This is a genomic window from Marinomonas sp. GJ51-14, from assembly GCF_055808695.1.
Genome location: NZ_CM147879.1, coordinates 1541899 through 1561973, shown reverse-complemented (window position 1 = coordinate 1561973; position 20075 = coordinate 1541899). Strand labels below are relative to the sequence as shown.

Annotated in this window: 20 protein-coding genes, 5 tRNA genes and 1 rRNA gene; 14 read left to right on the top strand and 12 right to left on the bottom strand. The window is 39.7% G+C overall.

What is annotated here, in order from left to right:
* The first annotated feature begins 65 nt into the window (after positions 1–65).
* The 10 genes from AC0L3Y_RS07605 to AC0L3Y_RS07560 all read left to right on the top strand — a co-directional run bounded on the left by AC0L3Y_RS07605 (position 66) and on the right by AC0L3Y_RS07560 (position 4636).
* The gene (locus AC0L3Y_RS07605) at positions 66–1013 is read left to right on the top strand and encodes a ribose-phosphate diphosphokinase (protein WP_473470245.1); all 948 of its coding nucleotides are present in this window, start codon (positions 66–68) and stop codon (positions 1011–1013) included.
* A gap of 68 nt (positions 1014–1081) precedes the next feature.
* Entirely contained in the window at positions 1082–1660 is a 579-nt protein-coding gene (locus tag AC0L3Y_RS07600) for a 50S ribosomal protein L25/general stress protein Ctc (protein WP_473470244.1), read from the top strand.
* A 19-nt stretch (positions 1661–1679) separates the two neighbouring features.
* Complete coding sequence (gene pth, locus AC0L3Y_RS07595; protein ID WP_473470243.1) at positions 1680–2264, top strand: aminoacyl-tRNA hydrolase; 585 nt, start codon at positions 1680–1682, stop codon at positions 2262–2264.
* Positions 2265–2294: 30 nt separating this feature from the next.
* Positions 2295–3386 carry a redox-regulated ATPase YchF gene (gene ychF / locus AC0L3Y_RS07590; RefSeq protein ID WP_473470241.1) on the top strand — a complete coding sequence of 364 codons (1092 nt, stop codon included), beginning with the start codon at positions 2295–2297 and terminating at the stop codon, positions 3384–3386.
* Positions 3387–3499: 113 nt separating this feature from the next.
* Positions 3500–3574, top strand: a tRNA-Gln gene (locus AC0L3Y_RS07585).
* A gap of 9 nt (positions 3575–3583) precedes the next feature.
* Positions 3584–3660, top strand: a tRNA-Met gene (locus AC0L3Y_RS07580).
* 13 nt (positions 3661–3673) lie between these two features.
* Positions 3674–3748, top strand: a tRNA-Gln gene (locus tag AC0L3Y_RS07575).
* 35 nt (positions 3749–3783) lie between these two features.
* Positions 3784–3860: transfer RNA gene (locus tag AC0L3Y_RS07570), tRNA-Met, on the top strand.
* An 8-nt stretch (positions 3861–3868) separates the two neighbouring features.
* Positions 3869–3943 (top strand) — tRNA-Gln (locus tag AC0L3Y_RS07565).
* 114 nt (positions 3944–4057) lie between these two features.
* Entirely contained in the window at positions 4058–4636 is a 579-nt protein-coding gene (locus AC0L3Y_RS07560) for a porin family protein (RefSeq protein WP_473470239.1), read from the top strand.
* 96 nt (positions 4637–4732) lie between these two features.
* Here AC0L3Y_RS07560 and clpB read toward each other — a convergent pair whose 3' ends face one another.
* The 3 genes from clpB to rluD all read right to left on the bottom strand — a co-directional run bounded on the left by clpB (position 4733) and on the right by rluD (position 9223).
* Entirely contained in the window at positions 4733–7315 is a 2583-nt protein-coding gene (clpB, locus tag AC0L3Y_RS07555) for an ATP-dependent chaperone ClpB (protein WP_473470237.1), read from the bottom strand.
* Between the two features lie 121 nt (positions 7316–7436).
* On the bottom strand, positions 7437–8183 hold the full coding sequence (gene pgeF, locus AC0L3Y_RS07550) for a peptidoglycan editing factor PgeF (protein WP_473470235.1): 747 nt from the start codon (positions 8181–8183) through the stop codon (positions 7437–7439).
* A 56-nt stretch (positions 8184–8239) separates the two neighbouring features.
* Positions 8240–9223 (bottom strand): 23S rRNA pseudouridine(1911/1915/1917) synthase RluD, encoded by a 984-nt coding sequence (gene rluD, locus AC0L3Y_RS07545; RefSeq protein ID WP_473470233.1) that lies wholly within the window; start codon positions 9221–9223, stop codon positions 8240–8242.
* A 160-nt stretch (positions 9224–9383) separates the two neighbouring features.
* Between rluD and AC0L3Y_RS07540 the strand changes: the two genes are divergently transcribed.
* Positions 9384–10226 (top strand): outer membrane protein assembly factor BamD, encoded by an 843-nt coding sequence (locus AC0L3Y_RS07540; protein WP_473470231.1) that lies wholly within the window; start codon positions 9384–9386, stop codon positions 10224–10226.
* A gap of 8 nt (positions 10227–10234) precedes the next feature.
* Here AC0L3Y_RS07540 and AC0L3Y_RS07535 read toward each other — a convergent pair whose 3' ends face one another.
* From AC0L3Y_RS07535 to AC0L3Y_RS07525, 3 genes are all read right to left on the bottom strand, one after another.
* A complete protein-coding gene (locus tag AC0L3Y_RS07535) occupies positions 10235–10738 on the bottom strand; it encodes a glutathione S-transferase C-terminal domain-containing protein (protein WP_473470229.1) in 504 nt (167 codons plus the stop codon).
* Positions 10735–10896 carry a glutathione S-transferase N-terminal domain-containing protein gene (locus AC0L3Y_RS07530; RefSeq protein WP_473470227.1) on the bottom strand — a complete coding sequence of 54 codons (162 nt, stop codon included), beginning with the start codon at positions 10894–10896 and terminating at the stop codon, positions 10735–10737. The genes AC0L3Y_RS07535 and AC0L3Y_RS07530 overlap by 4 nt, the downstream gene beginning before the upstream one ends.
* A 127-nt stretch (positions 10897–11023) precedes the next feature.
* Entirely contained in the window at positions 11024–11236 is a 213-nt protein-coding gene (locus tag AC0L3Y_RS07525; RefSeq protein ID WP_473470225.1) for a cold-shock protein, read from the bottom strand.
* A 332-nt stretch (positions 11237–11568) separates the two neighbouring features.
* Here AC0L3Y_RS07525 and AC0L3Y_RS07520 point away from each other — a divergent pair, with 332 nt between their 5' ends.
* Positions 11569–12780 carry an ammonium transporter gene (locus AC0L3Y_RS07520; RefSeq protein WP_473470223.1) on the top strand — a complete coding sequence of 404 codons (1212 nt, stop codon included), beginning with the start codon at positions 11569–11571 and terminating at the stop codon, positions 12778–12780.
* 140 nt (positions 12781–12920) lie between these two features.
* A complete protein-coding gene (locus AC0L3Y_RS07515; protein WP_473470221.1) occupies positions 12921–13379 on the top strand; it encodes a tRNA-uridine aminocarboxypropyltransferase in 459 nt (152 codons plus the stop codon).
* On the opposite strand, the gene AC0L3Y_RS07510 is transcribed toward AC0L3Y_RS07515, so the two are convergent.
* The 5 genes from AC0L3Y_RS07510 to AC0L3Y_RS07490 all read right to left on the bottom strand — a co-directional run bounded on the left by AC0L3Y_RS07510 (position 13369) and on the right by AC0L3Y_RS07490 (position 17210).
* Positions 13369–14076, bottom strand: a complete 708-nt coding sequence (locus AC0L3Y_RS07510; protein ID WP_473470219.1) for a fumarylacetoacetate hydrolase family protein — start codon at positions 14074–14076, stop codon at positions 13369–13371. The two genes, AC0L3Y_RS07515 and AC0L3Y_RS07510, sit on opposite strands and share 11 nt — an antisense overlap.
* Positions 14077–14119: 43 nt before the next feature.
* A complete protein-coding gene (locus AC0L3Y_RS07505) occupies positions 14120–14758 on the bottom strand; it encodes a cupin domain-containing protein (protein ID WP_473470217.1) in 639 nt (212 codons plus the stop codon).
* A 245-nt stretch (positions 14759–15003) separates the two neighbouring features.
* Positions 15004–15879, bottom strand: a complete 876-nt coding sequence (locus AC0L3Y_RS07500) for a porin (RefSeq protein WP_473470215.1) — start codon at positions 15877–15879, stop codon at positions 15004–15006.
* Positions 15880–16303: 424 nt separating this feature from the next.
* Complete coding sequence (locus tag AC0L3Y_RS07495) at positions 16304–16855, bottom strand: DUF2058 domain-containing protein (protein ID WP_473470213.1); 552 nt, start codon at positions 16853–16855, stop codon at positions 16304–16306.
* Positions 16856–17000: 145 nt separating this feature from the next.
* Entirely contained in the window at positions 17001–17210 is a 210-nt protein-coding gene (locus tag AC0L3Y_RS07490; RefSeq protein ID WP_024024079.1) for a cold-shock protein, read from the bottom strand.
* A gap of 449 nt (positions 17211–17659) precedes the next feature.
* Between AC0L3Y_RS07490 and AC0L3Y_RS07485 the strand changes: the two genes are divergently transcribed.
* Entirely contained in the window at positions 17660–18985 is a 1326-nt protein-coding gene (locus AC0L3Y_RS07485) for an MATE family efflux transporter (protein WP_473470211.1), read from the top strand.
* A gap of 787 nt (positions 18986–19772) precedes the next feature.
* Here the strand turns inward: AC0L3Y_RS07485 and rrf are convergent.
* Positions 19773–19887, bottom strand: a 5S ribosomal RNA gene (rrf, locus tag AC0L3Y_RS07480).
* Positions 19888–20075 lie beyond the last annotated feature (188 nt).

Genomic DNA, 20075 nt, shown 5'->3' with positions numbered 1-20075 from the left:
GACAAACATTCCACTTTCCCAGATCAGTCTATTTTCATTGCTATAAAATACAAAAGGTATATACAGTGTCCAAGTTGATGGTTTTTACCGGTAATGCAAACCCTGAACTCGCTCGCAGAGTGGTACGCCGATTAGGCCTACCAATCGGGAACGCAACTGTAGATAAATTTAGCGACGGTGAGATTGCGGTTGAGATCAATGAAAATGTACGTGGTAAAGACGTCTTCATCATCCAATCTACCTGTGCACCTAGCAATGACAATTTAATGGAACTGATTGTAATGGCTGATGCATTACGCCGAGCATCAGCCTCACGCGTCACTGCAGTAATTCCATATTTTGGCTATGCTCGACAAGATCGTCGTGTACGTTCAGCCCGTGTACCTATTACAGCAAAAGTAGTTGCAGATATGATATCTGCTGTCGGTATCAATCGCGTTCTAACGGTTGACCTTCATGCAGACCAAATTCAGGGGTTCTTCGATATCCCTGTTGATAACGTTTATGCAACACCATTACTACTTGATGATTTGCAACGCCAAGGTTATGAAAACATTACGGTCGTTTCCCCTGATGTTGGCGGTGTTGTTCGCGCTCGTGCATTTGCAAAACTGCTAGACGATGCAGACTTGGCAATTATAGACAAACGTCGTCCTCGTGCTAACGAAGCGCAAATCATGCATTTGATTGGTGATGTTGAAGGTAAAACCTGTGTTCTAGTAGATGACATGTGTGATACAGGTGGCACATTATGCGCTGCAGCTAAAGCGCTAAAAGAACATGGCGCAGCAAAAGTACTTGCTTACTGTACTCACCCAGTACTGTCAGGCAAAGCCATTGAAAATATTAAAAATTCCGTGCTTGATGAGTTGGTCGTGACTGATACCATCCCATTGACACAAGAGGCGCTTAATTGCCCTCAGATACGCCAATTGTCGATGTCTGACATTATGGCGGAGGCTGTTCGTCGCGTATGCAATGAAGAGTCTATCAGTGCCATGTTTGGGGCCTAAGCCAAATATTAACGCTCGGAACGGGTCGCAGTTCTGGGCACAAACTCTATTATTATTAGGAAAATACCATGTCATTATCTATTAATGCCGTAGCACGTACTCAAGAAGGTAAAGGTGCGAGCCGCCGCCTTCGTAACGAACGCTTAGTACCAGCTGTCATTTATGGCGGCGAAACTGCTCCACAATCTATCGCTTTTAAAGACAACGAGTTACTTAAAGCTGTAGGTACTCCAGGTTTTTTAACTGGTTTAGTTGAAGTATCTGTAGACGGTAAAGCAGAAAAAGTTCTTGTTAAAGCTCTACAACGTCACCCAGCAACAGGTGCAGTAATGCACATGGACCTTCAGCGTGTTCAAGAAGACAAAATGATCACAACTCGTGTTCCTTTAAGCTTCATCAATGCAGCTCAAAGTGAAGGTGTTAGCAAGCAAGGTGGTCGTTTGACTATCGAATCTAAATTGGCTGAAGTTCGTTGCCTACCAGCAAACCTACCAGAAGCATTAATCATCGACGTGATTGATGGTCAACTTGACCAAATCTTCCACTTGTCTGATGTTACTCTTCCTGAAGGTGTTGAGTTGATTTCTTTGTTGAAAGGCGAAGATCACAACCAGCCAATCGGCCGTATCGGTAAATCAAAACGTTAAGATCATTGAAGGCAGTATTGTGGCAGGTTTCAGATTATTAGTCGGTTTGGGTAATCCAGGCAACGAATACGAGAACACTCGTCACAATGCAGGCGCTCAATGGATTGAAGCATTGGCTCATCAGAGCCAGTGCTCTCTTCGTACTGAAAAGAAGTTTTTTGGCCAATTTGGTAAAGTTTCTATAGCTGGTGAAGAATGTTACTTACTCATTCCCACGACCTATATGAATTTAAGCGGTAAAGCCGTACAAGCGGCTTGTCAGTTTTATAAAATCCCTCCCGAAGAAATTCTTGTCATCCATGATGAACTGGACATCCCACCAGGCACAGCCAAATTAAAAAAAGGCGGTGGTCATGGCGGTCATAACGGATTAAAAGACATTATCTCGAAGCTTGCCAACAATAGAGAATTCGGCCGCCTTCGAATAGGCATCGGACACCCTGGGCACGCAAGCCAAGTCGCCAATTATGTTCTTAAAAAAGCGGCACCTGACGACTATGCCAAAACAGAACAAGCAATCAACGAATCATTGCGCTATGTAGAAGACATCGTAAGCGGCAATTTAAATGCGGTTATGAACCAACTACACAGCTTCAAAGCATAATCACTTAATTATATATTTAGGAATTTCACTATGGGTTTTAATTGCGGCATCGTTGGACTACCTAACGTCGGTAAATCAACTCTATTTAACGCTCTCACCAAAGCAGGCATTGGAGCAGAAAACTTCCCATTCTGTACAATTGAGCCAAATGCAGGCGTTGTGCCAATGCCAGACCCTCGCTTAGACGCGCTTTCTGAAATTGTAAAACCTGAGCGTGTTCTTGCCACCACAATGGAGTTTGTTGATATTGCAGGCCTTGTCGAAGGCGCATCAAAGGGAGAAGGCCTTGGAAACAAATTCCTTGCCAACATCCGTGAAACCGATGCAATTGCTCACGTCGTACGCTGCTTCGAAGATGAAAATGTTATTCACGTCTCAAACCATGTAAACCCAAAAGCAGATATTGAAGTCATCAATCTTGAGCTTATTTTTGCTGATATAGAGTCCATAGATAAGCAAATTTTTCGCACCTCTAAAAATGCCAAAAGCGGCAACAAAGAAGCCATTGCTCACAAAGCTTTTTTAGAAAGTATTAAAGAACATTTGGAAAACGGCTTACCAGTACGGTCTATGGAAATGTCTGACGACCAAAGAAAAGAAGTTCGATTACTTCACCTTCTAACGACAAAACCGACCATGTACATTGCTAACGTCGCTGAGGATGGTTTTGAAAACAATCCATACCTTGAGCAGGTGCGAGAAATAGCAGCTGCTGAAGGCGCTGTCATTGTGCCTATATGCAACCAACTCGAGGCTGAAATTTCCGAATTAGATACAGAAGAAATGCAAGAGTTCCTCGACGAAATGGGAATGGAGGAACCTGGACTTGATCGTGTAATACGCGCTGGTTACGAACTACTGGGCCTTCAGACCTATTTCACTGCAGGTGTAAAAGAAGTTCGCGCCTGGACCGTAAAGCAAGGAGCAACAGCCCCACAAGCAGCCGGCGTTATTCATACGGATTTCGAAAAAGGTTTCATTCGCGCTGAAGTCGTTAGCTATGATGATTTCATCCAATATAAGGGTGAAAGTGGTGCAAAAGAAGCGGGGAAATGGCGTTTAGAAGGTAAAGAATACATAGTTAAAGACGGCGATGTGATGCATTTCCGCTTTAATGTTTAGTTAAAAGTAAGATTTTCAGAAAAACACTTGACCCATTAACAGGTTATATGAATAATATCGCGCCACAGAGGCAGTAGATCATTTCATGTAAACTGTTTTTTCTGTGAGTCTGTTGGGGTATAGCCAAGCGGTAAGGCAACAGGTTTTGATCCTGTCATGCGTAGGTTCGAATCCTTCTACCCCAGCCACAGACGCACGGCTATGTAGCTCAGTTGGTTAGAGCACATCACTCATAATGATGGGGTCACTAGTTCGAATCTAGTCATAGCCACCACAATTCGATATCTTGGGGTATAGCCAAGCGGTAAGGCAACAGGTTTTGATCCTGTCATGCGTAGGTTCGAATCCTTCTACCCCAGCCATCGATAGTTTTTATGACTAGTTAATATACAGTTTAGGCTATGTAGCTCAGTTGGTTAGAGCACATCACTCATAATGATGGGGTCACTAGTTCGAATCTAGTCATAGCCACCACAATGTATTGGGGTATAGCCAAGCGGTAAGGCAACAGGTTTTGATCCTGTCATGCGTTGGTTCGAATCCAGCTACCCCAGCCATTCTTAAAGAAACCCATACAATATTTCTTTCTATATCCTTAATTCATTGGATTTTGTTTTTCTACGACCTATAATGAGAAAAACCTATCTCACTTGATATATGGATCATTCATTATGAAATTAGTAAAATCTGCTTTTGCCCTATCTACTGTGTTGTTAGCAAGTGCCGCTCATGCCGACTTTCTCGGCGCTAATGCTGAGGCTGGTATTTTTGATACTGATGATGGATCTGCAACCTATGCAAGCCTGGATATACAACACCCGATCCCTTTAATCCCAAATCTTCGCATGGATGTGTGGGACCTTGAATCAGATCCTTCTGGTACAGAAATTAGTCACTTAGACTTCACTGGCTATTATGGTGTTGGCTTATTATGGCTTGGCCTAGAAGGCGGCTTAACTTTCCGTAACCTAGACATGACACAATCAGGGTCCACCGATAGCGAATCCGTACCAATGCTTTACTTAGCAGCTTCACTTGGCATTCCAGGCACAGGCATCACATTGGCCGCAGAGTCTAAAAGCATATCTTCATTTGATAGCGTTACTATCTCTGACCAGTCATTCAAAATACAGTACCAGCCAATACCCATTCTTGGTTTAGAAGTCGGTTACCGTTCAATTGATCAAGAAACCAACTTCCTTGATGCAGATTACGATGGCTATTTCATTGGTGTAACAATCGACATTTAATCACCTGAAAAAACTCTTCACAAAAAAACTCTAGCCCTTTAAAAGAGCTAGAGTTTTTTTACATTCAAATAGATTTAATACTTCTTAGGTTTTTATCTAATTTGCCTTTAAGAAAGAAATTTCGCCATCAGAAACATCCGCTACAATTCGATCCCCAGTGACAAATTTCCCAGCAAGTAATTCATTAGCTAATGGATTTTCTATCCATTTTTGAATCGCCCGTTTTAAAGGTCTAGCACCATAAATAGGATCATATCCCACCTCAACTAATTGATCAGACGCCTCATCAGTTAACACAAGGGACATTCCCATCTCACTCAACCTTTCATTCAAATGCGAAAGCTGAACCGTTGCGATACCTTTAATCTGTGAGCGCATCAACGGGTGAAAGACAACAGTTTCATCAATTCGATTAATAAACTCTGGCCGGAAATGAGTACCAACTACCTCCATCACTTTCGATTTAATTTCTTCATACTGATCTTCTGACTTATACTCTTGAATTAGGTCAGATCCTAAATTAGACGTCATCACAATAACAGTATTTCTAAAATCAACAGTACGCCCTTGCCCATCCGTTAAGCGGCCGTCATCCAATACCTGCAATAGAATATTAAATACGTCCGGATGCGCCTTCTCTACTTCATCAAGCAATAGCACGGAATATGGTCGACGCCTTACTGCTTCCGTCAAATAACCACCCTCTTCATAACCCACATAACCTGGAGGTGCACCAATCAAGCGAGCAACAGAGTGTTTTTCCATGAACTCGGACATATCCACTCGCACCATGGCTTGTTCTGTATCAAATAAAAACTTAGCCAACGATTTGCAAAGTTCGGTTTTACCAACACCTGTCGGCCCTAAAAAGAGAAAAGAACCATTAGGGCGATTAGGATCTGCAAGCCCTGATCGTGAACGTCGAACAGCATTAGAAACAGCTGAAACTGCCTCATTCTGCCCCATAACAGATTCGTGCAGAGCATCTTCCATACGTAATAATTTATCTCGCTCCCCTTCCAGCATTTTATCTACTGGAATCCCTGTCCATCGTGACACTACAGTCGCAATTTCTTCTTCTGTTACCCTACGCTTCAATAAACGAGTTTCAGTGTTTTCTTCTTCTTGACTGGCCTTTTCTATTTCCGCTTCAAGCATAGGGATGACACCATACTGAAACTCAGACATCTTCGCGAGATTACCGTTACGACGCGCTTCTTCCATTTCGTGACGCACCGACTCTAATTCTTCTTTCAGTTTCTGTGCACCATGAACCGCCGCTTTTTCAGCATTCCAAATTTCTTCTAAATCTGAAAATTGCTTTTGTAAAAGCTCGATTTCATCATCAAGCTCAACTAAACGCATCTTGGACGCTTTATCTTTTTCTTTTTTAAGGGCTTCTTTTTCAATTTTTAACTGAATTAAACGACGCTCTAAACGATCCATATCTTCTGGTTTAGAGTCCATCTCCATCCTAATACGACTTGCCGCCTCGTCAATCAAATCAATTGCTTTGTCCGGAAGCTGACGATCGGTAATATATCGTTGAGATAGTTTTGCTGCGGCAATGATGGCTGAATCAGTAATATCAACACCATGATGCACCTCATAGCGCTCCTTCAAACCTCGCAAAATAGCAATTGAGTCTAATACGGTTGGCTCCTCAACAAGCACTTTCTGGAAACGCCTTTCTAAAGCGGCGTCTTTTTCAATATATTGGCGGTATTCATCTAATGTGGTGGCACCAACACAATGCAACTCTCCACGCGCTAATGCAGGCTTAAGCATGTTTCCAGCATCCATAGAGCCTTCTGATTTACCTGCCCCGACCATAGTGTGAATCTCATCAATAAATAAGATAATTTGGCCTTCTTGTTTAGAAAGCTCATTTAATAAAGCCTTTAAACGCTCTTCAAATTCACCACGATATTTTGCCCCAGCAATTAATGCCCCCATATCGAGAGATAAAACACGTTTGTTTTTTAAACCTTCAGGCACTTCTCCATTGATAATACGTTGAGCTAAACCTTCAACAATGGCCGTCTTACCTACACCAGGCTCACCAATCAAAACAGGATTATTTTTACGGCGACGCTGTAATACTTGGATCGTACGACGTATTTCGTCATCTCGCCCAATAACAGGATCAAGCTTACCTTGTGCAGCCCTTTCAGTAAGATCAACTGTGTATTTATCTAGAGCTTGGCGATTTTCTTCTGCATCAGGATCGTTCACAGAATCTCCACCACGAACACTATCAATCACAACAGCGATATCCGCCTTTGTGACACCACTAGCTTTCAATGCTTTAGCTAAGTCATCTTTGCCATCAAACATTGCCATCAAAACCAATTCCGAGGAAATATATTGATCTTTACGTTTTTGAGCTTCTTTGTCTGCCAAATTAAGCAGACGACCTAGCTCTGGTGACATTTGAATATTGCCATCATGGTCTTTTACTTTAGGTAAGCGAGACAAAAGCTCATTCAAGCTTTCACGGAATTTAGTAACGGCAACACCAGCTTGCTGTAAAATAGGTCTAGTGCTTCCGCCCTGTTGATCTAACAAGGCAATCATTAAATGAAGGGCTTCGATATAAGAATGATCTTGCCCAAGTGCAACGGACTGGGCATCAGAAAGAGCTAGCTGTAATTTACTGGTTAAACGATCTATACGCATGACGTGACATCCTTTGTAAATAATAGGAATTTTTCAATTAAAAACTTAATAGTTCCCAAAGACAGCTTTTCAAGATCTCGAGTGTCATTTATTTGACACCCGTCAAGAAATCATATTTATTTTACTCGCCAATCCATATAACTGAAGCCATCCGCCCTGTTTTTGCCTCACGCCGATAAGAGAAAAAAGTCGCTTCATCACTGTACGTACAATAATCGCCACCATAAATGGCTGTCACACCGGCTGCAACCAACCTCTGTCGAGCCAATAGATAAAGATCACCTAACCACTTACCTTCATCTTGCGCAGCTTGAAAAGCCGCTTCTGCTTCAGGAAGCACATCCGTAAATGCTTCTTTTACTTCTTCACCAACTTCAAAAGCAGTAGGACCAATCGCAGGCCCAAACCAAACCATAACTGCTTCTTTTTCATCAAAACACTCTAATGTTGCTTCTAATACTCCAGCGCATAATCCTCTCCAACCGGCATGAGCTACCGCAACCTGAGAACCTGATTTATTACAAAAAAAGACCGGCAAACAATCTGCCGTCAATACAGCACAAACTTGCTCTTTAACTTCTGAAAAAGCCGCATCAGCACTATCGGGCAAGCTATCACAAGGCAAATTTACAACATCTGTTCCATGCACCTGGTTCAACCAAACTGTCGTATTTGGCATATCAACATAAGAAGAAAATAAATTACGATTCTGGTTAACGACATCAGGGTCATCCTTAACATGAAGCCCTAAATTCAAGCTATCAAAAGGCTGATCACTTTTGCCTCCAATCCGAGTTGAAACGTAGGCTCGAACGGATGACGGAGCAGGCCAAGTAGGAGTTATAAAAGAAAATGCATTAGAAGACATTAAAACCTCTGCGCAATAAACATAAAATAAAAAGGCAGCCGAAGCTGCCTTATAAACTAAAAGTACTCAGAGTCATCACTTCCAGACTCCACCATATCCCTTTTGAGGGCAGCCAAGAGTTTTTTCATATCATCAGGCAGATCTACTTCCCACTCCATCCATTCACCAGTAACTGGATGAGCAAGCTCTAGTCTTTTGGCATGCAATGCTTGTCGACGAAATTTACGCAGTTCTTCCTGCAGCTCTTGAGAACAAGCTTTCGGCATCTTGAGGCGACCGCCATACTGAGGGTCTCCAACCAATGGGTATTGAATAAAGGCCATATGCACACGGATTTGATGCGTTCGTCCCGTTTCTAATTTTAGACGAATATGAGTATGGTTTTTAAAGCGTTCAACTAAACGATAATGTGTAACCGCATTTTTTCCACGTACAGGCTCAACAGCTTGTTTCTGACGATTATGTGGATGACGACCAATTGGCTCATCAACCATGCCACCGCCAGTCATGATCCCAATAGAAATTGCTTCATATTCACGTCCCATGCTGCGCTCTTGTAACTGGGACACTAAATCAGTTTGGGCAACCAAGGTTTTTGCAACCACCATCAACCCAGTCGTTTCTTTATCAAGACGATGGACAATACCCGCACGAGGTATATGAGCAGTTTCAGGCGCATGATGTAGAATGGCATTCATTAAAGTGCCATCACGGTTACCAACCGCTGGATGAACAACTAAGCCAGCAGGCTTATTAACAATAAGAATATCATCATCTTCATAGACAATATCAAGTGCCATTTCTTGCGCTTCATGATCCTCTTGAGCTTCGATAACAATATCAAGAGTGACCGTTTCTCCTCCGAACAGTTTTTCCTTCGGCTTCGTAACTTTGCCGTCAACTTTTAGAACACCTTCTTTAATCCAACTTTGGATTCGAGAACGAGAATAATCGCTAAATAATTCCGTTGAAATTTGATCAAACCGGTTGCCACCTAAATCGAAAGGAACTTGGGCTTCTTTTACTATGCGCTCTGCCATACAATGTACTTTAATCTATTATTTTCAGTTCATTGATTTTATCATTGAACTTGAAAGTGAAAAAACGTGTAGCGCCTGCTCTTCATCATATATTCGCAATAAAACGCTACAAAATGCCGATTGAGGCTAATCTACTACCATATCAAGGTTTTGATTATACATGGGATTTCATCACTCGTTGCTCCGATTCTCTGGAATAGTAAGTTTTTCTTTATTCATTGTGGCTTGTTCAAGTAAACCGGTACAAGAACCAGACCTTCCTGAGCGAGTTTATTACGACAAAGCTCAGCAAGCACTGGAAGACGACCTTCCTAGCACAGCCATAAAACATTTAAAGGATTTAGACTCTCGATACCCATTTGGCGAATTCAGCACACGCGCCGAATTGGATTTAATCTACGCACAAATAGAGGCTGGCGAACATATCGCAGCCCACGCTACAGCAGAAAGATTTATAAAAAATCATCCAGAGCATGACTCACTTGGTTATGCTTATTATATGCGAGCTCTATCTACCTATAAGGGTGCAGAAAGCTTGTTATCACGTTACTTAGACCAAGATCCAAGTGAAAGAGATGCAAAAGAACTATCTAAAGCATTTAATGAACTTGCCGACTTCACTTCTCGTTTCCCGAATAACACCTACGCACCTGATGCAAAAGCAAGAATGTATTATTTGCGTGAAATGGTCGCACGACATGAGTTAACGGTAGCTAGCTATTATTTAAAAAGAAAAGCGCCTCTTTCAGCATTACGCCGAAGCCAAGAAGTGATTAAGAATTACCCAAGCACGGCTGCAGTAGAAGATGCTCTCGCCATTAATGTTCAATCCTATAACGACCTACAGCAAACAAGTTTGGCACAAGCAAGCTTAATGGTTTTGAAGCAAAGCTTCCCGGATTCCTTACACATAGATAAAGAAGGAAATTTCATTCAACTTGAACTTCCAAGTGATGCAGATCCAAGCTTTCTTTATTGGATTACATTTGGGTTAATTGATTAATAGAAAATCTAAATAGCAGGGAAGAAGATAGTTTCTTGCCCTGCTTCCCACGGTGATATTTTCTTCATAACTATTTTTTTAAAGACATCTGAATTTAGAAAATAATTTAACCAGTTTTTTACATGGTTATATTCAGACAATTGAAACCAATCAGAACGGACTGCAGCAAATTGACGCACGAATGGAAAAATAGCAATATCAGCAAGACAACATTCATCACCAAATAAAAAAACTCGTTTCCCCAAACGCTTATCTAAACGTTTCAAGAAAATCTCCCCTTTATTACGATAATGCGCTTCACTAAATTCAGGAAATCGATCTGCATATTTATAGCGATCTAGCCAATATTTAAAAAATCGATCGTTATACCTAACCCAGACCATCATGTTATTTCTCTGCACTATCGATTCCGGCCAGAGAGCACGAGACACTGGAGATTCATAAAACTGTGATAAAGCCCATAACATAATATCTAAGCTTTCTGGATATCTAACACCTTCAGCATCAATCAACTGAGGAACGCTAGAGCGCCCCCCAAAGACAATAGAGCTTGTGGCTTAGATTTTAAGGAAACCTCTCTCAATTCAACAGAGGCATCTAAAATAGCAATGGTATATCTCGCTCTGATTGCATATGGGCAGCGTCTAAATGAATACAGTATAGGTAACAAGAAGACTCCAAAATTATTTATCAAAAAATATTAAATTAAACATCTGTAAAATAAAAAACCATACAACTCAAACGGCCCACATGGAAAGAGAAACGCTAAAGTGTATGGTTTATCTAGATAAACTCAATTAAGCAATGGTTACATTTTCAGCCAGTGGCCCCTTCTGCCCTTGAGTCACTTCAAAAGACACTTTCTGGCCTTCCAGTAAAGTAAGACGGCCACTGCCATTTATTGCTCGAAAGTGAACAAAAACATCCGGACCATCTTCTTGCTCAATAAAACCAAATCCTTTTTCATCATTAAACCATTTAACAATACCAAATACTAAATGTGCAGACATATTAATTTCCTTTTAATAATAATGAGAAAGCAAAGGTTAACTGAATATAAAAGAAACCAAAATAGAAGTTCTTTATATTTCATTTTCAATGTCTACTATTTTTAATAACTCTTTATTTAACGCCTATAAGAACACTTAAGAATAAAAACCAAAAAACACCACATTAGTGCACTAAGCAATAAAAAAGCACCAAACATAAGCGTTAGTGGAACATTTTTTGCTTATCCGTAAAGAATCCAAAGTAAAAACATATAAAAACAAACAAAAAGAGCACAAAAGGGGCAATTAGAAATACAAACATCCCATTTTGGTGCAACAAACAGGAGAGGAACGTGATTCCCACAAGCAATGCAGTAGAAACTTTAATCTCAAGCTCAAACACTCTTTTCATATTACTCGGTGCCATCATGGTTTTTGCCATGCACGCAGGTTTTGCTTTTTTAGAAGTTGGTACTGTCCGTCATAAGAACCAAGTTAATGCATTAGTTAAAATCATGACTGATTTTGCAGTTTCAGCACTTGTGTACTTTTTCGTTGGGTATCAAATTGCTTATGGAATAAATTTTTTTGACAGTGCCGTAATCCTGTCACAGGAGCATGGATATAAATTAGTTAAGTTTTTCTTCCTAATGACATTTGCAGCAGCCATACCAGCAATTATTTCTGGTGGTGTTGCAGAGCGAGCGAAATTTTACCCTATGCTAATATCAGCTGCCGCCATTGTTGGTATTGCTTATCCATTTATGGAAGGTATCGCATGGAATGGTAATTATGGTATTCAAGACTGGCTAGAAAATCAATTTGGTGCGCCCTTCCACGACTTTGCAGGGTCTATTGTCGTGCATGCTTTTGGAGGCTGGGTCGCCCTCGCTGCGATAATATTACTTGGCACTCGAAACGGACGCTTTAGGCATGGAAAGCTTGTTGCGTTCGCACCATCAAACATTCCTTTTCTCGCCCTAGGCGCCTGGATTCTATGCATAGGTTGGTTTGGTTTTAACGTAATGTCTGCTCAAACACTTGACGGTATCAGTGGTTTAGTTGCTGTTAATTCCCTTATGGCAATGGTTGGAGGCATTATTGCCGCCATGATTTTTGGTAAAAATGATCCTGGCTTTATCCATAACGGTCCACTAGCAGGATTAGTTGCTGTGTGTTCTGGATCAGACATTATGCATCCTATTGGCGCGCTAATAACAGGCGTATTCGCTGGTGCTATTTTTACACTCCTATTCACATACATTCAGAAAAAATTCAAACATACGGACGATGTACTGGGCGTATGGCCTTTACATGGAGTATGCGGCTTATGGGGAGGAATCGCTACTGGATTCTTCGGATCTGAAGTCATGGGCGGCCTAGGAGGCGTTAGCGTCGCATCTCAATTAATAGGTAGTCTAGGCGGAGCACTTTTCGCAGTACTAAGTGGTTTTATCGTTTACGGTGCCGTAAAAGCCATTAGTGGCTTACGTCTTAATGAAGAAGATGAGTTTAATGGTGCAGATTTATCTATCCATAAAATAGGCTCCATCGGTAAAGAATAAAACAAGAAAAATCAGTACTGTTTTAACAAAGTTATTATTTGGATGAATTAAAACAGTACTGTGCTTTCTTACAACAATCTTTTCCTACTCTGATAAAGCTGGATATAATGTTTTATTTAAAGGGATAAAAAGAGCGTTATATGAAGATTTGGCTACTCACTCACACTGAAGAATTGAAAAAGTCGTCTGGAACAGGAAAGTTAGTAAAAAACGTACTTGGAAATGATTGCAAAATCATTGAATGGTCCAGAATATCTCCCGAACAAACGATCCTAGATTTATCCCCAGTCAACACTCTTCTTATCTATCCATGTGAAGAAGAGCAAAATACATTATCAATCACCCCTCAGGAAGTCCCTGATAATATCATTATTATTGATGGAACTTGGCAACAAGCTAAAAAAATATACAACAGATCCCCCTATCTAAAAAAGTTCCCGCATTATGAAATAAAAGGAGTTAAGTCAGTTTATAGCAAACGTCGAAATCAAAAGAATACAGGCCTATGCACTGCAGAAGTGGCTATCCATATATTAGCAGCACACCAACGCCCAGAAGCTGCCCAACTATCAAAGCAATTTTTCGAATTTAATCAGTAACACAAACTTTAATTTCACCTAGATGCTCAACCCAAGCAAGCATTTCATCACCAACAACAACTGAACCTACGTTTTCAGGCGTTCCTGTCATTATCAAATCCCCTGCACATAGCTCAAACACCTCAGAAAGCTTACAGATAACTTCTTCGATGGACCAAGTAAGATTTGAAACGTGGCTAATTTGTTCAAGCTGACCATTTACTTTTAGGCCTATTTCACCTCTAGAAACACAATTAGAAAGCTGGTCGCTTTTTAAAACAATAGGACTAATCGGCGCAGATTGATCAAATGATTTTCCAACTTCCCATGGACGACCTTTCTTTTTTGCTTGAGCCTGAAGATCCCGTCTTGTCATATCCAAACCAACAGCATAACCAAGAACCGCATCTTGCGCTTGTTTCATAGTTAAATTGGCTCCTCCCTTTCCTATAGCGACCACCAACTCAACTTCGTATTCAAACTGAGTTGTCGACATGGGGTAGGAAATATTAGCTTGTTCTAAAAAATCGACCGGAACGACATTTGAGGCATCTTTAGCAAAAAAGAAAGGCGGGTCTCTTTCTGGGTCATCCCCCATTTCTTTGGAGTGCTCGGCATAATTACGCCCAACACAATAAACACGACCAACAGGTAGAACTTGATCACTATCGGCTATAGGTAAAAAAACACGTTTTTGTTCGGGTACAATATACTTCACACAAACCTCTACTCAAAACTTATACCTAAGTGGTAAATATAAGCTAAAAATGACCTGATTTTATCCAAATAAAACAGGTTAACTCCACAGACCAAAGATCCAATGAAAAATTTGGCTCCCTAAACCAATCACCTGAAACCATCACCCTATCACCGTATTTTGCTTGACCTGAAATGACAAATAACTCAACAGAACACGACAGCTCTAACTGATTTAAAATATTATTAGTGCCATTCATACGAACAAGCCAAACCCGTTCCTCTCCATAGCAATACAGTGCTAAAACCTCGTCATTATCAGAAAACCATATATTAGGTGTGTCAACATACACCTGATTAAGATCAGACTCTTGAAATTGATGTAATTTCACAAGCAAAAGACAACCTTCTGCACTATGAGGAGCATGACTACTTCCAGGAGGATTTCTAAAGTAACTACCAGCTTTGTAATCACCTTTTTCATCAGAAAAAACACCTTGCAACACAAGAATTTCTTCGCCTAAAGGGTGGGGGTGAGAACGAAATACTGACCCAGCTTCATAACGGACTAAACTCGTTGCATGACCACGCTCAGACTCTTCTCTTGCTAATGGTTTTCTGTGAACACCAGACATGGGACTGGCAATCCAATCAGTCTCATTGGTATGTATAAAGACTGTTTGAGCAAAATCCATGTTAAGCATAATCAGGTGCCAAGCAAATAGTGAAGAATTAGTTTAACGGTTTGCTTAAATAACAATCAAGCCATTCTTTACAATACACTTACTTATCACCAAGAATAAAAAAAGGCACTAAGTGTTTCCACTTAGTGCCAAAATGTTCCAACAATCAATCTACAAGATAAAATTATGGAACCTTGAATGATCACACTTAACATAAGGTTCCTTAGGAGGAACCTTAGAGTAAATAAAATCGCTATATAAGGATCTTAGAAACCGTAATAAACACCAACGGCAGTTGTTGCATCTTCATCTTCGCCAAGCTGACCAACTTCACCGTAAACATAAACATTAGAAGCTAGGTTATAAGTAACACCTGCAGCATATTCGTTATAGTCATCATCAGAATCAGGAGAAACAACTTGTGCTGAAGCGTAAAGATCGCCAGCACCATAGCCATAGCGAGTTGCTAAACCTACAATATCTTGTACATCTGTAGTTGACTCAGTTTTAGCTGATACAGATAAGGCTGGTGATACCTGATAACTAACTGCGAAACCAATTGTTTCGTCATCACCATCATCAAGAGAGTCATAACCTGCAGCAATAGTAAGCGCATCAACGCTGTATTGAGCAACAAGTGTTATCGCGTTACCATCACCATTTGCAGCATTAACTTGTGAAGAAGCTTGTAATTCAAGACCATTAAAAGAAGGCGAGAAGTAAGCAATAGTGTCACCTTCATCAGTAAGATCAGCACTAGCAACGCCAAGGTTTTCAAATTGATCAACAGCATCTTGAATAGCATTGTTATAAACACTATCAAAAGAACCTGCTTGAACTTTACCAAAGTTACCCTGTAAGCCAACAAACGCTTGGTCAAGACCTAGAGTAACATTTCCTTTTTCATCAGCATCTGCTTCTAGCTCATACTTGAAAAAAGCGGTTAAATCTTCATCTATTTTAGTTTCGCCTTTAAAACCAAAAGTCGAACCATTATCTGCAAAATCACCAGTACCTTCAGTATCTGTAATTGCGTACTGAATGTTACCGTAAATATCAACTGTAGAGCCTTCTGCTGCATAAGCAGATACAGACGCAAGAGCAGCACTTGATACTGCTATAGCAATAATTGATTTTTTCATTCTCGTTTCCCTTTTTTAATGTTTGCACTTTTTCTTATAAGCGCTTGATGTAAGCAAGCAACAAGCAAACAATCTAAACTTTTTGCAGAAATAGACAACCACATGCGTGATGGTTGCATGATTTATTCGTTATCTGTGCTTTTTTTGTGAAATATAAGATATAAAAAGGATTTCTAAACACAAAAAAATCCAGAAAAAATAAAATAAAACCTTTTTTTCATATAGTTATCTATTTTCATGCATATGAAATATGTAGAAAAATATTAAATTAAATTAGATCAGAAACGGCTAATTCGAAAGAATTACGTCAAGAAATCAGCAGGAAGCAAAAAAAACACAATGAAAAACGCTGGAATAGGTAGAACTACATACAAAAATGAGGAAATAGAGGGTTTGAATAACCCTCAAAAATCAAGAAATGCGATTACCACATCAAATCATCTGGAATTTGAAAGTCTGCGTAAGGATCATCATCAACACTTTCTACACGGTTATTACAAACTAATATATAAGATGAATCACGCTCATTAATTTTTACCGCAACAGGTTCTGGTATAATTTCATACTGCTGATCAAGCTTCGCAATCGCCAAGTGACCTCGGCTCAAATCATTATGCATAGCCTGACTAATATATAACTGCTTAACTTTTTTACTATCTGTAAAATGATAAGCGATATCACCATCGTCTTTACGAATTCGATTTTGTTCAATCATCTGACGAATCTGGCCTTGAACCGCTTTTTGTTCAGCAATCTTTTGACGCTCAAGATTCAACGCTCGATCTTTTTCTATTTTTTTAACTCTTTGACGTTTAAGCTCCTCCCGCTTATCTAGTTCATCTTCAGCAGTAGCTGTCGCCTTACCTTTTTTTACTTGCTGTTTATGCTGTAACTTTTCAGCTTTAAGTTTTTTAACTTTTTTCTTATCAACAAGCCCAACACCAAGTAATTGTTCTTGTAATGATTTCGCAGCCATTGTTATCACCTTCATTATTTCCTAATACTTAAAAGTATAAGAAAGCATTTCTATATTTCAATCACGCCCTACAAAAACAAAAAAAGCGACTTAAAAGTCGCTTTTTAGCATTCGCACTGCTGAGGTAATCCTCAGCAACGTTACCTTATAAAGGTGTAACGTTTTGAGCTTCAGGGCCTTTTTTGCCTTGAGCTACTTGGAATTCAACTTTTTGGCCTTCAGCCAAAGTTTTAAAACCAGAAGTGTTGATTGCAGAGAAGTGAACAAAAACATCAGGACCTGAATCCTGAGTGATGAAACCGAAACCTTTAGTTTCGTTGAAAAATTTTACTGTACCAGTTACTACGTCAGACATGTCTGTTTATCCTGTAGGTTAAGTTAATTTATACGCAGATGTTAATCACCATACGTTATAGTGCTAAAAAAACTCGGTATTACTTATGACTTAACAGGACCGAACATACATGACGTAATATTCGCAACTCTGGACATAAATATTGCCAACTCTTTTAAACGAAACTGATTGTAGTCCGCTTTCAACGACTGGGTCAATATAGTTTTAAAGATTTTTTGTATTGACCTAATGAAATACAAAGAAATTAATATAAAAAAACATCTATCTCTTTGTAATATAAGAAATTAATTAAAATCTATTAACCTCAATACAATTTCTATTAATTTTCAATATTTAATTCGAAACCTAGTTTTACTACAGTTACATGATATTATAGATAAGCTCTCATCCCAGTAGGCTAAATATTCCCACAGCACAAGTCATTCAATAGAAAAACAATACGGCGATTCATGCAATTTTCAAAAGATACATTATTACAAAATGCTTCGCTAGCATGGCCAATGACTTGCAACGCTATACTCATGCAATCTGTAACCATCATAGATCTTCTGCTAATAGCCTCTTTAGGAGAGCTACCTATTGCTGCCTTTGGTATTGCTGGGGCTATTGTCGCATTTATTCTCGGCATTCAAGCAGCAATTGCAAATGGAACCCAATTGGTTCTTTCAAGAGCTACTGGAGCAGGAGATAAATACAAAATCGGATTAGAAGTAACCTCAGGTTGGATCGCAAATTTCAGCTTTTCTTCTATTGCATTAATTACTCTTTATTTCTCATCAAGATTCATTGTAACCAGCATAACTGATCAACCGCTAGTCGCAGCAGAGGCAATAAGCTATATAAATATATCCTTACTCCTTTTAATTTTTTCTTCCGCTTCCAGTGTCATGGTGTCTTATTTCAACTCAAGCAGAAAAACACGTATTCCACTTTACGGTTTTATGATAGAGATCCCTTTTAACACAATATGCAGTGCAATACTGATTCATGGTTTATGGGGAGCTCCTGAACTAGGTCTTGCAGGTGCCGCCTGGGGGAGTGTTGGTGCAATAAGTATTCGTTTTATCTACCTCACATACCGCTTCTATTGTGAAAAAAGAAAAGGGCATATAGCAGGGCTTAAGATCATAAGCAAAACATCTATTATCTCACATATTCAAGAAGTCGTTCCAATTGTTGCTAATTTCATCGTTCTATTAACAGGTCTTCTTACTTTTCAAATGTTATTTGCTCAACTACCTGTCTCGTCTTACGCCGCCATAACCTTAGTACTACCTTGGATAAAAATAGGCTCTATGTTCGCCAATACATGGGCACAAGCTAGTACAATTTTAGTTAGTCAATATCTAGGAAAACACGACTTTGCGAACATTCCATCTTTTGTAAATCAATCATTATTTGTAACACGCATTATCTCTTTATTAATAATGCTAGCATTTTTTATACTCAGCATAACAATACCATTTTTATACCCGAATCTTTCCACTGAAACCTTATCCGCCTTAGCTATGATCGCACCTATATATATTCTATTACCTCTGTTTCGCACAAATAATATGTTTTGTGGAAATATGGTACGAGCTATGGGTGGTAGCTATTTCATTGTACGCATCAATATTGTTACTCAATGGATAATTTCATTGCCTTTATGCGCATTACTGATTTACATAAAAGCACCACTCTACCTAGTATTCGGCGTCATTCTATTTGATGAAGTATTGAAAGTTTATTCATTTAGAACAACACTGCAAAAGCATTTAAATGTATATCAATAGGACTAATAGATAATGATCAATATAGGCTTAAAAAACATTAGATTCTAAATAATGCAGCCTTGTACAAGATAAATAATCTCGATAAAGCATTATTCAGACAGAGGCCTTAACCTCCATGATGGGGGCTCTGTCGCTTTTTAAGGATAAAGCAAGAGCTGCAAGGGTGCAGCGGAAAGCCTCTCTCATATTAGCTTACCATTACTTCTGCCTTTCAATTTTTTAAAACTCTTTTAGATATTTATTTACTCAAATTTCGCTCATTGAAATTCAATTTTTCATAAAACAGCATTATTCTAGGCGTCATAGACTGGGCTTCTGCCCAACAATTCAAATCAAGTATTGGCATAAATACCAGCCTACATTTTTTTGATTCCCAACAGCCAAAAAAAGAAAAACGTCTTCGCTATTATTGACGCTGACACATTGGCGATGGGGTGTTGTTTTTCATTAACTCTGACGGGTCGAGGCACAGGACACGAGGAAGGCCTAAACAATAGAAGGTAAGGCAGTAGATCTAAAGGAGTAGCTTCTTGGTTGTCATTTACGCAGACGCGTCGAGGCACGAGACAGGCGCAAGTAAATGGAGAACCACACCCCATTTATTCAACGAGGTCTAAACGAAAAACCCCGCACGACATATTCGATTTCCTGCAGACGAAAAAAACCTGACAGCGTTAGCTATCAGGGCTTTCTTAATTATAAGCTTGACGACTTACTGCTCTCACATGCGTATTTGCAATAAAAAGCCCCACACAGCGTTGGCTATGTGAGGCTCTTAGTATTATAAGCTTGACGACGACCTACTCTCACATGGGATCTCCCACACTACCATCGGCGATGACGCTTTTCACTTCTGAGTTCGGGATGGGATCAGGTGGTTCAACGTCTCTATGATCGTCAAGCAATTCGGTTGCGTTCGTTCTGGTGGCTTTCTTTCGTTGGCCTTACCAAAACACGCGAAGACATGCTTGGATCTTTAACAATTCGTTTTGAAATAACGTCAATCAAGTATTAAACCGATGCTCATCATTGCTGATGCTTTATCGTAATATGTGTCTCTTTCTGATGATCTATTAGAGTCTTTTTCATT

Coding starts and splice junctions, on each gene's coding strand:
- AC0L3Y_RS07600 (WP_473470244.1), top strand. CDS start 1,082: ATGTCATTATCTATTAATGCCGTAGCACGTACTCAAGAAGGTAAAGGT.
- ychF (WP_473470241.1), top strand. CDS start 2,295: ATGGGTTTTAATTGCGGCATCGTTGGACTACCTAACGTCGGTAAATCA.
- AC0L3Y_RS07560 (WP_473470239.1), top strand. CDS start 4,058: ATGAAATTAGTAAAATCTGCTTTTGCCCTATCTACTGTGTTGTTAGCA.
- clpB (WP_473470237.1), bottom strand. CDS start 7,315: ATGCGTATAGATCGTTTAACCAGTAAATTACAGCTAGCTCTTTCTGAT.
- pgeF (WP_473470235.1), bottom strand. CDS start 8,183: ATGTCTTCTAATGCATTTTCTTTTATAACTCCTACTTGGCCTGCTCCG.
- rluD (WP_473470233.1), bottom strand. CDS start 9,223: ATGGCAGAGCGCATAGTAAAAGAAGCCCAAGTTCCTTTCGATTTAGGT.
- AC0L3Y_RS07540 (WP_473470231.1), top strand. CDS start 9,384: ATGGGATTTCATCACTCGTTGCTCCGATTCTCTGGAATAGTAAGTTTT.
- AC0L3Y_RS07525 (WP_473470225.1), bottom strand. CDS start 11,236: ATGTCTGCACATTTAGTATTTGGTATTGTTAAATGGTTTAATGATGAA.
- AC0L3Y_RS07515 (WP_473470221.1), top strand. CDS start 12,921: ATGAAGATTTGGCTACTCACTCACACTGAAGAATTGAAAAAGTCGTCT.
- AC0L3Y_RS07505 (WP_473470217.1), bottom strand. CDS start 14,758: ATGCTTAACATGGATTTTGCTCAAACAGTCTTTATACATACCAATGAG.
- AC0L3Y_RS07500 (WP_473470215.1), bottom strand. CDS start 15,879: ATGAAAAAATCAATTATTGCTATAGCAGTATCAAGTGCTGCTCTTGCG.
- AC0L3Y_RS07495 (WP_473470213.1), bottom strand. CDS start 16,855: ATGGCTGCGAAATCATTACAAGAACAATTACTTGGTGTTGGGCTTGTT.
- AC0L3Y_RS07490 (WP_024024079.1), bottom strand. CDS start 17,210: ATGTCTGACGTAGTAACTGGTACAGTAAAATTTTTCAACGAAACTAAA.
- AC0L3Y_RS07485 (WP_473470211.1), top strand. CDS start 17,660: ATGCAATTTTCAAAAGATACATTATTACAAAATGCTTCGCTAGCATGG.